Consider the following 13,580-nt stretch of genomic DNA (forward strand, 5'->3'; position numbering starts at 1 on the left):
CTGTTAAATTTACCATCGGTCAGGAAGAGTTTATTTTGCGCACAGAGTTAAAGGGCAATATCTTTGATATTTTTAAGGCTGTTGGTGCCAGACCGCCAAAAAGGATACTAGGATACAAATCTACCATATAAAGGAATATTGTAGTGGTACGTCTATTTGGTGTGCCCGGAAACCGTTGATTTTACTGAATTCCTTTGGATAGTGCTGTCAAACTTGAGTAAGAGTTGCGATAGTTATCGGTGGTTTCGGTGATTTTGCCCAGTTTACTGAGCAGTTCACCTCTGATGCTCCACCATTCTACATCCAGCTTGGCTTCCGGTTGTCCGTCACAAAGTACTAACGCCTCCTCGTATCTATGCAGGGTGATTAAACATTTTATTTTATTTAAGGTCATCATTTTTTTATGTTCCTCTTGATTAGCATATTGTAGCGCCAAATCATAGTGCTTTACAGCCTCAGTTTTTTGACCGGTGGCTTCCAGGCACATAGCGAGATTGTTTTCCAGGGTGGCATCGCCGGGGTAGCTTTGAGCGGCTTTTTGCAAATAATTGACCGCTTTATCGGGCTGGTTTGTTTTTACATAACAAGCCGCCAGGTTATTTAAGATAGCATAGTCGCGGGGAGCTAACCAGCGGGCTATTTCATAGCAAGCCAGGGCTTCTTCGAACCGGTTGAGCATAAACAAACTATAACCTTTATTATTGAACATCTCGACGGTGTTTAGAGCGCTGTTTTGTGCTTTCTCGTAATAGACAAGTGCTCCTAAGTGTCTGTTTAATTTGCTGAGGGTATGCCCGATATTGAAGTATAAACCAGCGTTGCCTCCATTTTCCCTTAAGTCCTGCAGAAAAGCTGCTAAGGCATCCGTCAGACGGCCATTTTCCAGCAGCTTCAATCCGTAATTCTGAGCCGTAGCAGTATGCAAGTAACCATAATTTTGTTCCACTGGTTGCTGAAACCACTGGAACGTGTGCAGCTGTTGTCCCCGGTACGGTTTCTTTTTACATCTATTCAACCAGTATAAAAAAATACCTAAATTTTCCTGGCCAGCTGCCTTTTTCCAGCATAGGACCGCTTGGTCCACCTGTCCCTTCTTTAAATAAAGGCGGCTGGCCTGAACATATAGTTTTTGTTTATTCGTGGCACTGGTGAGCGCCCGTTGCACTATGCTTAAAGCCTTGCTCAGGGCACCAAGTTTTTCCATGATTACAGCCATACAATATAGTAGTTCGATATCGAACTGAATACTCCTCAGCTTTTTTCTAATATGTTCCATGAGAACATCCCCCTTTTTTGAATTACTGGTAAAGTTCGCTGACCTAACCACCAATTCCTGCCATAAGGATGTAAAAATATGGTAATATTATGTGCATGCTAGTATGGAGTTTAGTTTTACTATGCATAATAATGATGCGGTAACTAAGGAGGTGGCTAAATTGGACAAAAGAAAAAATAAAAGCTCCAAAGAAACAGGTAATACTTTTGTAGTTGAACCGACCGGTTCAGCTACGCAGGTTAACCTGGATGGACAGTGGGAGCATGATTTTACCGACCATACCGAGCATGATGAAAAAGCCGGCAAATAAGCCGGCTTTTCATCTTTTAAGCATATTCAGTTATTAATAACATAAAATTTACAATAAACAGGGAGGTGTGAATATATTGGCAAATTTCAAAAATGAAAAGACAACTTCTTCGCCGCTTAGTTTAAACGCTATTTTTAAAGGTTTGCTGGCGGCGCTGATTATCACAGTGCTAGGCAGCGCCCTACTGGGAATTATCTACTATGTCACCTCAATAGGTGAAACAACATTGCCTTTGACATCAAGTATTCTATATTATATTAGTATATTTGCCGGCAGTGTTTTGGCTGCTCGCTGGGCGGGATGTAAGGGTTTGGTGCATGGTATTGGCGTAGCGTTACTATTTATGCTGTTAAGCTGGTTGATAGGACATTTTCTTTTGCACACTTCTTTAACTGCCGGAGTTTCGCTGCAAAAAGCGGTTATATCCTGCCTGGCTGGTGCTGTTGGAGGTGTACTTGGCGTTGGTTTTTCAAGGTGATGTCAAAATACAGGTAAATATATAAAGTTAAGGGGCAGGCTGACAGCCTGCTCCTATTTGATACTTTAGGAAATTATGCTTGCCATATTTATGGCAAGCGCTAAGGATTATAGTACTGGAAAACGCGCGCAGAGAGAACCGAATGGGCACGCTTTTCTTGTTACTTGATGATTTTCATTAACCAACTACGTAAAAAATTTGGGAGCTTTACATAATAAACTCGCAAAACTATCATCTCCTTTGGCCGGTTTTTGTTATTTATAATAATAATATGGATAAGGTGTCTTATATGTGCTAATAAAGTTGGGTAGTTTTTTATATCCAGGCAGTTAATTTTTGCCTGATTTCATGAATTGTGCCCCGTAGATGCGATTTAACAGGAAGAGAGTTTAAGAATATTTTACCGTATCTTTTTTCGATGATACGCTTATCGAGTATAACTACTGCCCCTCTGTCCTGCTCACTTCTAATTAACCTGCCGAATCCCTGTTTAAAGCGGATGACTGCGTTGGGCAGGCTTAAGCTATAAAAGCTGTTTAACCCAAGTGTGGCCATTTTTTCGCTGCGTGCCTCCAGTATGGGATCATTGGGCGGTGCAAAGGGCAATTTAACAATAATTACATTCACTAAGGTATCCCCCGGAAGATCTATGCCCTCCCAGAAACTAAATGCGCCAAACAAAACGCTGCGCTTGTTTTGATGGAACTCATTGACCAGTTTGGTCCGCCCGCCATCGATACTCTGCCCCAGCACGCAAATATCCGCTTCGTCAAGAAGCGGTTTGATTTTATAATACGTATCCCGCAGAAGCTTGTGGGAGGTAAATAATACCAGTGTCCTGCCTGCCGTGGCGATGGATAGCTGGTAAATAGTATTAATTAATGTTGCCATGTAATCAGATGCGCTGCTTTCGTTATAGTTGGGGAAATCCTTCGCCACACAAAGCAAACATTGCTGTTCATAATTAAACGGTGACTCCGCAATCATTCGCACAAGTGTACTGTCAGGTATAAGATTGAGTCCGCATTGCTGCATAAAGTGGTCGAACTTCTTATTCACCGTAAGGGTTGCCGAGGTAAGTACAATGGTTTTGGGCTGATTAAACAACCGTTCATGAAGAATGGTGCTGATATCTATCGGTGTGGCGTGCAATATGCACTGATAGCCTTCTTTGCCCAGTGCCATTGGGTTAGGTGCTTCGACCCAGCATACATAATTCTCGTCCTGTGTTTTAATGATGAAATCCAGATCACTCAGGTAGACGCTGCCGGAATTAATACTGATTGAAAGGTCCATCAATTTATCTTCCCAGGCGTTATTGGTAGCTGTCCATATTTCCATCCAGTCAACCAGAGCTTTGAGATTAGCAAGGAAATGCCTCAGGTAGTAAAGCATGTTCTGGTATTCACCTTCGATCTCCTCTAACAGGCCGGTTTCCCGGTGTAAACGCACATTATTTTGATAAAATCCCTGGTTAGGATAATATTTGTTGATACTTTGCACAAACAGGTAAAAGAAAGTATTGATATTCTTCAGAAGCTCGTGTCTTGCTGCTTCGGCTTGATTGATAGCCTCAAGCCAGCGCTGACCACTCTGGGGCGGGACCAGTTCGTTTAACTTTTTTAAATTCTTGCCTGCTATGGAGAGCCACTGCATGATTTTAGCCCGGGATACTTTTTTGCCCATGTATTTAGCTGCAGTTTCCTCGATATTATGGGCTTCGTCAATTATCAGAGCACCGTGGTTTGGCAGGATATTAATTTCCGTCACCATATCGGCGAAGAGCAGTGAATGGTTTATAATAACCAAGTGGGCATTTTCCGCCGTGCGCCTGGCTTTGGTGACAAAACAATACCGGCTGCACAAGCGGCAGGCATTACCCAGGCAAGTCTCACTTTCCGAGCATAACTGCATCCAGGTTTCATCATCAGGCCCATACAGGTTTAATTCTGTTTTATCACCACAATCCGTGTCTTGCAGCCAGACGAGAATGCGGGCTACGAGCATTGCCTCACTGGACGTTAAGGATGCGGCGTGGGTAAGCAAATTGATCAGCCGGCGCAAACAAAGATAATTAGCCCGTCCCTTAAGTAGCGCCGCCTGAAAAGGCAGTCCGAGCAAACTTTTTAGCAGCGGCAGATCTTTTAACCAGATTTGTTCCTGTAAATTGATAGTGTTGGTGGCGATGACCACCCGTTCATTGTGCTCGATAGCCCAGAGCAGTGCAGGCAGCATATAGGCCATGGACTTGCCGGTGCCGGTTCCTGCTTCAACTAATAAGATTTTCTGTTCTTCCAAGGTTTTGGCTACGGCCTCTGCCATTCTGATCTGTTCCCTGCGAAACTGGTAGTTGGGCAGTAGCCGCTTCAGAGGACTTTGCGGGCCAAGGAGGTAATCCAGCTGATTTTGCGGTTGGTCAAAGGTGTCCGAGTCTATAATGTTGGAATCAGGTTCAAGATAAATCGGTTCTTTGATTGGTATGCCTATGCCTTTTCCTTTACTGATCTTGTCGTTGGGTATGGTTTTTATTTTATCTTTGATCAGGTCTGAAAAAATTGATGAAAGCTGAGAACCGCCTTGTTGTAAAAGGGGCAAAAACTGCAGGAGAAGCTCAAGCTCGAAAGAGGCAGCCTTGTCCAGCAAGGCAAAGAACAGTGCGGTAGCCGCAAGGGCATCATCCAATGCCCGGTGTGGAGGTTTTTGTTCCAGCTTCAGGGCTTGCACTAGATTGGACAAGCTGTGACTGGGGGCACTGGGCATAACTAAACGTGCCAGCTCCAGGGTGTCCAAATATTGGGTAAATGGTAAATGCCCTAATTTGGCTGCCAAAAAGGCATGATCAAAATCAATATTATGTCCCACCAGCGGACATTGCTCCATAAAACGGTGCAACTCGGGGGTTACCTGCTCCAACGTTGGGCTAACTGCAAGTTGTTCATCAGTTATCCCAGTCAGGCGTTTTATTTTTAGTGGAATTTTGCATCCGGGATTGACCAGGGTACTGAAAGTTTCCTTTATTTGGCCGTCCAGTACCTTAACGAAGGCTATTTCAATTATTTGATCATTGGACGGGTCAAGACCGGTGGTTTCCAGGTCACATGCTATAAAACTCAGTATAAAATTCAAAGAACTCTCACATCCATAAATACATGCTCTTCATTACATGTATTCTTGCTGTACCTGCTTTATCCTGCTTGAACAGGCTACATTAAACGTGGGAGATGATAGCGTGCCGCAGAAAATAGTAAATATAGCCGAAGCCCTTGATAATCTGGAATTAATACTGGGGAAAGATTGGCTTGAAGAAAACCTTAAGGTAATCAAGGATGGCCAGTTTGGACAGGGAGGTTTTGGGCGGAGCATAGATTTTTCAGCACTGGGAATAGCGTATATAGCCGAACTATGGTATAAAGGCAGGGATGAAGCGATTAGTATTGAGATTGCGGGAGGAGGTTTGCCCGGGCGTTATGCCTTAACTGCCGCAGCTATAGCTAGCGAACTTGAGGTGGTTAAGGATTGTGTCGGTTGGCAGGCCAAGCTGTCCGAATTAAAGGATGCTCAATGCTCCTTAAAAACTGTGCATGAGCTGGGGATCGCCGCAGGTTATGCCCAAGCCGGGCAGGTGGTTGATTTTACCCGGCCACTGGTGAGGGACTGGCTCCCGCCTTGCGCGGCCGGTTTGTTTATGTCCCATGGTCAGGACAAGTTCACTATGGTTGTCTGTGTTGAGATAAAGACACTAGCCAAGGGGGAGCCAGGTAATGTGGCTGCGAGGTTACACAGTGCCCTGGAACAGCTGCTCAATGCTCAGGGATTAGCCAAATCTGGTGGGGACGTTATCCAGTGCCAGCCAACAGTATATATTTATGTTGGAGATATAATTGGTGAAACAGAAGCACTACTGCAGTATTGGTCAAATCATCCGGATATTAAACAGCTGGCGCGGGATACTGCTGCAACCGTGCTTGTCTACACCACCGGCACCATCTTGACTAAGTATGAGCTAGCTTATGTACGGAGGGGCAGTTTGGTTGCATACAACCAGGCGTTACAAGACAAGGGTATTTACATCCCAGATGAGATAATGACCCCGTGCCAAAAACGTTAATTAGTGGTTTTCTTCCGGGCAATCACATTGATGTTCAGTAAGTACCGGCCTAACAAGCAGGGCTGCTCTTTCCCCCCAGTTACCAGGTCCAGGGTAAAGCAAACGCAAGGCCAGGGCAAGCCCGTAAATCTGCCCGTGTAGATAAGCGGCGTAACTGTTGTCCTGGACAGCGAAGATGGAGGATTTTTGAAATTCTCTAATTAGCTGCTGTAAATGTGTCAGAACAGCTTGAGCGTTCATTTTGTTTTCGTCGATAGTTGGTAATTGATTGATCTTCATTGTTTTCTCCTTGCTTGGTAAATTGACGCCAATATATGGCAGCAAATGAACCTTGACCGGTGTACGATTTAATGTTGTGTACATCGGCATATCAGATCAATTTATTTGTTGTAGAGAAGATCTAATATTGCAGGTTTCTCCGTTAAGAATCGAATTCCTGTTTAACGAAGTCAATTGGCCAGTAAAAAGCCTCCCGTTACCCGGGAGGGCTGGCTGCTGTAGAGATGCCTGCAGTTATTTTTTTTGTAGATCTTCGATATATTTCTCTGCGGTTACAGCGGCTATGGCACCATCCGCTACAGCGGTGACTACCTGACGAAGGAATTTTTGCCTGATGTCGCCGGCGGCAAAAATGCCCGGCTGAGAGGTATGCATGTTTTCATCAGTTATGATATAGCCACGCTCGTCAAGTTTAATCAACCCGGTTACAAGAGCGGATACCGGTTGGGTGCCAACGTAAATAAAAATACCCTGCACAGCCAGTGGCTTGGTTTCTTCACTACGAACATCCTTGACAGTTATCTCATTAACGGTGGCCTGGCCAGAAATACTTTCTACTACACTGTTCCAGTGCATAACTATTTTCTCATGCTCCAGTGCCCGCTGCTGTAATATTTTTGTAGCTCTTAGCTCGCCTCGGCGGTGAAGGATATGCACCTTACTGGCAAATTTGGTTAAATATAGTGCCTCCTCTATCGCTGAGTTGCCGCCGCCAATAACGGCAACTTCCTTGTCTCTAAAAAAAGCACCGTCACAGGTGGCACAATAGGAAACACCGCGGCCGTGGAATTCTTCTTCACCCGGAATATTAAGCTTTTTCGATTGAGCACCGGTGGCCAGGATAATAGTTTTAGTGGTAATAACTCCTTCATCGGTATGTATAGTAAAACAGCCTTCACCTGCTTCGATCCTTTCAGCGGTGGCTGATTGTACCTCGGTGCCAAACCTGCGTGCTTGGGCATCCATCTGCATCATTAATTCTGGGCCGCCTACGCCCTCGGCAAACCCCGGGTAATTTTCAATAAATTCAGTACTGGCAGCCAGGCCCCCGGGCATACCCTTTTCCAGCAGCAGTGTTTTTAAAGCCGCCCTGGCAGAGTAGATACCTGCGGCCAATCCAGCCGGACCGCCTCCGATGATGGTTACATCGTATAAACTCACTTTTCTAACCCCCAATATCGTTTTTTGTATATTGTTATCTTAACTTTACCTATTTATCAAAGAAATAGCTAGCTTACTATTGTAAAAATTTTTTAGGGTTATAATGGTTAGTCTGATTTACGTTAAAGTATTGTCAGTCTCACTCGCCCAGGTAGGCTTTCTTTACTTCGGGGTTGTTGGCAATTTCTTCGGCTGTGCCCTGGAGCACAATGGCACCGGTCTCCAAAACATAAGCGTGTTGAGCTATAGATAAGGCCATGTATGCATTTTGCTCAACCAATAGAATTGTGGTGCCCGATTGGTTAATCTCCTTGGCGATGGAAAATATCTCCTGCACCAGCATGGGGGCAAGGCCCATCGAAGGTTCGTCCATTAGAAGCAGTTTGGGTTTGGACATCAGCGCCCGGCCAATGGCCAGCATCTGTTGCTCTCCCCCGCTTAGTGTGCCAGCTAGCTGATTTCTGCGCTCCTTAAGACGGGTAAATCGGTCAAAGACTCTTTCAATGGACTCCTTTATTTCGACTCTGCTTTTTTTGAGATATGCACCCATGACCAAGTTTTCGAGTACAGTCATTCGGGAAAAAACCCTTCTCCCCTCTGGTACCAGTGATATACCTGCTTCGACAACTTTATGCGGCGGTAGTTTGCTGATGTCTACGCCCTGGTATTTAATTAGGCCGCTTTGCGGGTGCAGCAGGCCGGAAATATTGAGCAAGGTAGTGCTTTTCCCTGCTCCGTTAGCGCCAATCAGGGCAACAATTTCCCCTTCGTTAACCTGAAAGGAAATGCCGCTTAAAGCATTGATGGTGCCGTACGAATAATGTAGATTTTCCACGCAGAGCATGTGTTTATACTACTTCCTTTCCCAGGTAAGCTTCAATAACCGCCGGGTTACGTTGTACTTCAGCCGGTGTGCCGCTGGCAATTATTTTGCCGTAATCCAGTACAGTTACTTTTTCCGCCAGGTTCATGACAAATTTCATGTCATGTTCGACTAGAAAAATTGTAATACCCATTTCTTTGATCTTTCTAATTATGTTAGCTAGTTTTTCCTTTTCTATTGGGTTCATGCCCGCTGCAGGTTCGTCAAGACATAGTAAGGCAGGGTTGGTGGCTAGAGCCCGGGCTATTTCCAGTCTGCGCTGTTCACCGTAAGACAGGTTGCCGGCCACTTCTTCTGCCTTGTCTGCCAGTTCCATTAAGGCCAGGCAAGTCAAAGCTCGCTCATGGGTATGGGCCTCTTCTCTTTTAATTGCTGGGCTGCGCAATAAAGCATCTATAAAGCTGCCGCGGGAACGGCAATGATAACCGATTTTGACGTTGTCTATAACTGATAGCTCGCTAAACAGACGGATATTTTGAAAGGTCCTGGCTATACCCCTGCCGGTGATTTTATGGGGGGGCAGTTTATTGATGATTTGACCTCGGAAAATAATCCTTCCTTTTGATGGCGTGTAAATTCCAGTGACCAGATTAAATATGGTACTTTTACCGGCCCCGTTGGGGCCGATTAAAGCCCTGATGTTTCCTTCGGTTAAAGTCATGTTCAGACTGTCCACTGCAGTTAGACCACCAAAATTTATAGTTACGTTATCAATTTTCAATAACTCAGACAATAGTAACACTCCCTGTTATCTAGCGTCACTTGGTATAGTTGTCTTTTTTTTGTTTTTTAAGGCACGGATTTTCTTACTTAAATTAACCCCTCCCAGCAAACCTCTGGGCCTGAAAATCATCATGATCACCATTAAGGCACCGTAGATCATCATCCGATATTCGGCAACAAAGCGTAAGAACTCGGGGGCTAGTGTTAATACGGTAGTGCCCAGAATAGTGCCTGGGATACTACCCAGCCCGCCCAGCACCACAAAGGTTAGATATTCGAAGGATCGGGAAAAACCAAAATCGGTGGGATTTAAATATTGAATCATGTGTGCGTAAAGACCGCCGCCTATACCTGCAAAAAAAGTCCCGATGCCAAAGGCTTGTATTTTATAGGCAGTGATATTGATGCCCATCACGTTGGCGGCTATTTCATCCTCACGGATAGCCATCAGTGCTCTGCCGAAGCGGGAATTTTCCAGTCTATACATACTCCAAATTGTAAATATAACTACTAGCACAACCAGGGACAGGCTGGTATTTTTGGCTATTCCCGACAGGCCAATTGTGCCCCCGGTAATATCCATATTTTGAAAGACAACAATTACTATTTCTCCAAAGCCCAGAGTAGCAATGCCCAGGTAGTCACCGGTAAGTCGCAAAATGGGAAAGCCCAGTAATATGCCCACCACAGCGGCAAGTAAACCGCCGACTAGCAGCGAGGGTAAAAAAGGCAGTTGCAACCTGGTGGTTAGAATGGCTGCCGTGTAGGCGCCTATACTGACAAAGGCCGCATGACCGAAGGAAAGCTGACCAGTCACGCCTGAGATAAAGTTGAGTCCCAGAGCGATAATAATATAAATGCCGACCAGGGTAAAAATTTTTATATAATAAGGGCTGATATAATTGGTTAGTAAACTATCCACTCTGGTGTTACACCTTCCTTTGTATGGGGCGTCCGAGCAAACCGGTGGGCTTGAATAGCAATACTAGTATCAATAAGGTAAAGGCTATAGCATCGCGGTACCCACCGTATCCTAAAGCCACTCCTCCTACCTCAGCTACGCCCAGGAAAAGACCGCCCAGCATAGCACCAGGAATGCTGCCGATGCCGCCCAGCACTGCCGCACAGAAGGCTTTGGTTCCGGCCATAACACCCATCAGTGGATGAATGCTGTTAAAATACATACCCACCATCACGCCTCCGGCTGCGGCCAGTGCGGAACCGAGGGCAAAGGTAAATGAAATCACTCTGTTTACGTTAATACCCATCAAGCTGGCCGTATCGTAATCCTCCGAAGCGGCTCGCATGGCTTTACCAATCCTTAAATACTTAATGATTAGTTGCAGCCCGACCATCAAAGCGCTGGCCAGGATTAAAATTATGACTTGTACCTTGGAAACTGTTACCGAGCCGATATGATAAAGCTGATCATTAATAACTTGGGGAAATCCCACGGCCTGAGGCCCGGCTATTAAAGTCATGAGAGTTTGTAAAAATATAGATACACCAATGGCGGAAATAAGCGGAGCCAGCCGGGTGGAGCGGCGCAGTGGCTTATAAGCTATGCGCTCTACTGATACGCCGATGATGATGCATACAGTCATAGCCACAAATAGGGCAATAAATATGTTTAATTGAAAAACTGTTACTGCCACTACACCAACAAAGGCTCCAATCATATAAATTTCTCCGTGGGCAAAATTAATCAACTGGATAATACCGTAAACCATAGTATAGCCCAGGGCAATCAGTGCATAAGTAGATCCAAGGGTAATCCCATTAATTAGCTGCTGCCAAAACATAGCATTCCTCCTCTAACAATGGGACAGCCATCGCATAGCGATGGCCGCCAGTTTGATATCTGATTATTCCGCTGAAATCGGGATAGCAGCTTGAATCTCCCATTCCCAATCGCTTCCATTGCTCGTGGGTGCCACTTTGAGCAAATAAACCGGGCTCTTGATGGGTTCACGGTTTTCTCTAATGGTAATGGTACCGGTTACTCCCTGCCAATCCTTAGTTTGAGCCAAGCTGTCCCTGAACACCTTGGGATCTGAACTTTTAGCATTTTAAATGGCTTCGGCAATCAGCATTACTGCATCATAGCCCTGGGCGGAAAACATATCGGGCAATTTGTTGCCATTATTGGCTTTGTATTTATCGATAAAAGCTTTGGTTTTTTCGTTATCGGTATTGGGATCGGGTGCAAATCCAGTATAGACCATGCTGCTTTCTACAGCTGCTTCACCCATTTCCCATAACACCGGAGACAGCAGACCATCACCGCCCACCATTACTTGTTTCAAGCCCTGTTTACGCACTTCCTTCATTAACAGGCCGCCTTCAGTATAGTAACCGGTGAAAACAATGCCGTCAAATTCTTGGTCGGTGAGGTTAGTTACCTGGGCGCTAAAGTTTGTATCGCCATCTTTAACCTGCTGTTCGGTAACAATTTCTACATTGTATTTCTTCAAGGCATCTCTAAAGATATTGCTTAGGCTTACGCTATAATCGTTATTAACTGAAGTAATTAGTGCTACTTTTTTCCAATCAAGTTCTTCCGCACAGTACTTGGTCACAGCTGGAGCCGCCAGTGCGTCAAGTAGGGTATCCCTAAAAATATAGTCACCGATTTCTACCACGCCAGTGCCAACTGCACCCGCGGAAAGCAGTACAACCTGATTATCCTGGGCGATAGGGGCGGCTATTTTAGTTAATCCAGTAGTTGGATCGCCAACGATCGCTACAACTTTATCATTGTTGATTAACTTATCGGTTACCGTTGAAGCCTCGGAGTTTTTGCTGCCGTGGTCAGTTTCTACAATAGCCACATTTTTACCTAAAAGACCACCGGCTGCATTAATATCTTCCTCAGCCATTTTCATACCCTTGAGAGTTTCCAGACCGTAACTGGCATGTCCACCAGTCTTGGCTCCCAAAAAGCCAATTTTGATTGTGTCATCGCTGGAGCCGGAAGAACCGCAGCCTGCCAGAATAACCAGCGAAAAAACCAACATGGTGATTAAAGCGCTTAATTTTTTATTCATTAGTATCCTCCTCATTTTTCAATTGTAACCAGCTAATAAAAATTTCACCTCCGTACAATAGCATAAATAAAATTAGTCCTTCGACAAAAATCATCAACATTCCTGCATGCATAAAAAAGTAAGAATCTTTTGTCTAAATTAGTCTAGCCTGGCGGAAACTGCTTTGAGTAGAAATGCATACATATTTGGTATATTAGGGAATGCAGGAATTGCGGGTGGCTCTAATGTGAGAGGTATAGTTTGGGGTTAAGCACAAGGGATGTATTGTATCATATTTATTACTATTATTACATACAGCCCCCGCTTATTGAACTGCTCCCCTGTTAAGTACAGGTATTAATAAGTTTTAAAGAACAATCATAATACAGGGGCTGTTAGAATTATTTTATTAAGCTAGCTAATATATCCTTGAGTACTTTATTAATATCCTGATCACCGTTAATATCCCTGAGCAAGCCCTGGGTAGCGTAATAATCAACCAGCGGTTGGGTTTGGGCTTCGTAAACATCCAGGCGATAACCTGCCGCTTCCTCGTTGTCGTCACTACGCTGGTACAGCTCACCGCCGCAGCTGTTGCATTTGCCTTCTACTTCGGGTCGGTTAAAGAGCACATGGTAACTGGCTCCACAGCTGCGGCAGACCCGGCGGCCGGTAACGCGTGCTATCAATTTTTCCCGGGGCACCTCTATGTTAATTACACCATCCAGCCTAATACCCATTTCACGCAGGGTGGCGTCTAAAGCTTTGGCCTGCTTAAGGGTGCGGGGAAAGCCGTCCAGCAAAAAACCACCGGCGCAATCCGGTTTGGCAAGGCGGTCCTTTACCAAGCCAATAACTACTTCGTCAGGAACCAGAGCACCCTTATCCATATACTCCTTAGCTTTCATACCCATTTCAGTGCCTTCTTGTATAGCTACCCGGAACATGTCACCGGTAGAGATATGGGTAATGTTTAATTCCTTGACTAAAACTTCGGCTTGAGTGCCTTTGCCGGCTCCGGGAGGACCCATGATTAAAATATTCAAAATAACTCCCTCCTACAAATATGACAAGAATTAATGCGAAAAATAAACAACTTATGCACATTATAGCATTAATAGCTAAACAGTGAAAATAAAAATGATCAACTAGCCCAGGTGTTAAACTAAGGGTTAATTTGTCGTTGACAATAGGGTTGGGTTTTGTTATCATAATGTTTGTTTGAAAATGATCAATGCCGGGGCGTAGCGCAGTTTGGTAGCGCGTACGGTTCGGGACCGTAAGGTCGCAGGTTCAAGTCCTGTCGCCCCGACCACCAAAACAAACCTGTTATTAC

The 13,580-nt window shown here is 44.9% G+C and carries 12 protein-coding genes, 1 tRNA gene and 1 pseudogene; 4 read left to right on the forward strand and 10 right to left on the reverse strand.

Translation table 11 applies throughout. The features are described 5' to 3' along the window. Positions 1–181: 181 nt before the first annotated feature. Complete coding sequence (locus SPSYN_RS12060; RefSeq protein ID WP_161822727.1) at positions 182–1,276, reverse strand: tetratricopeptide repeat protein; 1,095 nt, start codon at positions 1,274–1,276, stop codon at positions 182–184. Positions 1,277–1,436: 160 nt separating this feature from the next. Here SPSYN_RS12060 and SPSYN_RS12065 point away from each other — a divergent pair, with 160 nt between their 5' ends. Both SPSYN_RS12065 and SPSYN_RS12070 read left to right on the forward strand, forming a co-directional pair. Next, positions 1,437–1,586 (forward strand): LAS seventeen-binding protein 3, encoded by a 150-nt coding sequence (locus tag SPSYN_RS12065; protein WP_243153033.1) that lies wholly within the window; start codon positions 1,437–1,439, stop codon positions 1,584–1,586. 76 nt (positions 1,587–1,662) lie between these two features. After that, positions 1,663–2,064 (forward strand): TIGR04086 family membrane protein, encoded by a 402-nt coding sequence (locus tag SPSYN_RS12070; protein ID WP_161822728.1) that lies wholly within the window; start codon positions 1,663–1,665, stop codon positions 2,062–2,064. Positions 2,065–2,379: 315 nt separating this feature from the next. On the opposite strand, the gene SPSYN_RS12075 is transcribed toward SPSYN_RS12070, so the two are convergent. Further along, a complete protein-coding gene (locus tag SPSYN_RS12075) occupies positions 2,380–5,190 on the reverse strand; it encodes a helicase C-terminal domain-containing protein (RefSeq protein ID WP_161822729.1) in 2,811 nt (936 codons plus the stop codon). Between the two features lie 103 nt (positions 5,191–5,293). Here SPSYN_RS12075 and SPSYN_RS12080 point away from each other — a divergent pair, with 103 nt between their 5' ends. Continuing rightward, on the forward strand, positions 5,294–6,172 hold the full coding sequence (locus SPSYN_RS12080; RefSeq protein WP_161822730.1) for a hypothetical protein: 879 nt from the start codon (positions 5,294–5,296) through the stop codon (positions 6,170–6,172). Here SPSYN_RS12080 and SPSYN_RS15785 read toward each other — a convergent pair whose 3' ends face one another. The 8 genes and pseudogenes from SPSYN_RS15785 to SPSYN_RS12115 form a co-directional block, all read right to left on the reverse strand. Further along, entirely contained in the window at positions 6,173–6,451 is a 279-nt protein-coding gene (locus SPSYN_RS15785) for a hypothetical protein (protein ID WP_202623829.1), read from the reverse strand. Positions 6,452–6,685: 234 nt separating this feature from the next. Further along, the gene (trxB, locus tag SPSYN_RS12085; RefSeq protein WP_161822731.1) at positions 6,686–7,612 is read right to left on the reverse strand and encodes a thioredoxin-disulfide reductase; all 927 of its coding nucleotides are present in this window, start codon (positions 7,610–7,612) and stop codon (positions 6,686–6,688) included. Between the two features lie 139 nt (positions 7,613–7,751). Continuing rightward, positions 7,752–8,456: an ABC transporter ATP-binding protein gene (locus SPSYN_RS12090; protein ID WP_161822732.1), complete on the reverse strand. Its 705-nt coding sequence runs from the start codon at positions 8,454–8,456 to the stop codon at positions 7,752–7,754. Positions 8,457–8,460: 4 nt separating this feature from the next. Then, positions 8,461–9,228, reverse strand: a complete 768-nt coding sequence (locus tag SPSYN_RS12095) for an ABC transporter ATP-binding protein (protein WP_243153034.1) — start codon at positions 9,226–9,228, stop codon at positions 8,461–8,463. Positions 9,229–9,243: 15 nt separating this feature from the next. Then, complete coding sequence (locus SPSYN_RS12100) at positions 9,244–10,140, reverse strand: branched-chain amino acid ABC transporter permease (RefSeq protein ID WP_161822733.1); 897 nt, start codon at positions 10,138–10,140, stop codon at positions 9,244–9,246. 7 nt (positions 10,141–10,147) lie between these two features. Further along, positions 10,148–11,020: a branched-chain amino acid ABC transporter permease gene (locus SPSYN_RS12105; protein WP_161822734.1), complete on the reverse strand. Its 873-nt coding sequence runs from the start codon at positions 11,018–11,020 to the stop codon at positions 10,148–10,150. 63 nt (positions 11,021–11,083) lie between these two features. Beyond that, positions 11,084–12,265, reverse strand: a pseudogene (locus SPSYN_RS12110) (ABC transporter substrate-binding protein). A 380-nt stretch (positions 12,266–12,645) separates the two neighbouring features. After that, complete coding sequence (locus tag SPSYN_RS12115) at positions 12,646–13,290, reverse strand: adenylate kinase (RefSeq protein WP_161822735.1); 645 nt, start codon at positions 13,288–13,290, stop codon at positions 12,646–12,648. Positions 13,291–13,482: 192 nt separating this feature from the next. On the opposite strand from SPSYN_RS12115, the gene SPSYN_RS12120 reads away from it, so the two are divergent. After that, a tRNA-Pro gene (locus SPSYN_RS12120) sits at positions 13,483–13,559 on the forward strand. Positions 13,560–13,580 lie beyond the last annotated feature (21 nt).

Source organism: Sporotomaculum syntrophicum (assembly GCF_009932395.1).
Taxonomy (GTDB): domain Bacteria; phylum Bacillota; class Desulfotomaculia; order Desulfotomaculales; family Desulfallaceae; genus Sporotomaculum; species Sporotomaculum syntrophicum.

Coding starts and splice junctions, on each gene's coding strand:
- SPSYN_RS12060 (WP_161822727.1), bottom strand. CDS start 1,276: ATGGAACATATTAGAAAAAAGCTGAGGAGTATTCAGTTCGATATCGAA.
- SPSYN_RS15785 (WP_202623829.1), bottom strand. CDS start 6,451: ATGAAGATCAATCAATTACCAACTATCGACGAAAACAAAATGAACGCT.
- SPSYN_RS12090 (WP_161822732.1), bottom strand. CDS start 8,456: ATGCTCTGCGTGGAAAATCTACATTATTCGTACGGCACCATCAATGCT.
- SPSYN_RS12105 (WP_161822734.1), bottom strand. CDS start 11,020: ATGTTTTGGCAGCAGCTAATTAATGGGATTACCCTTGGATCTACTTAT.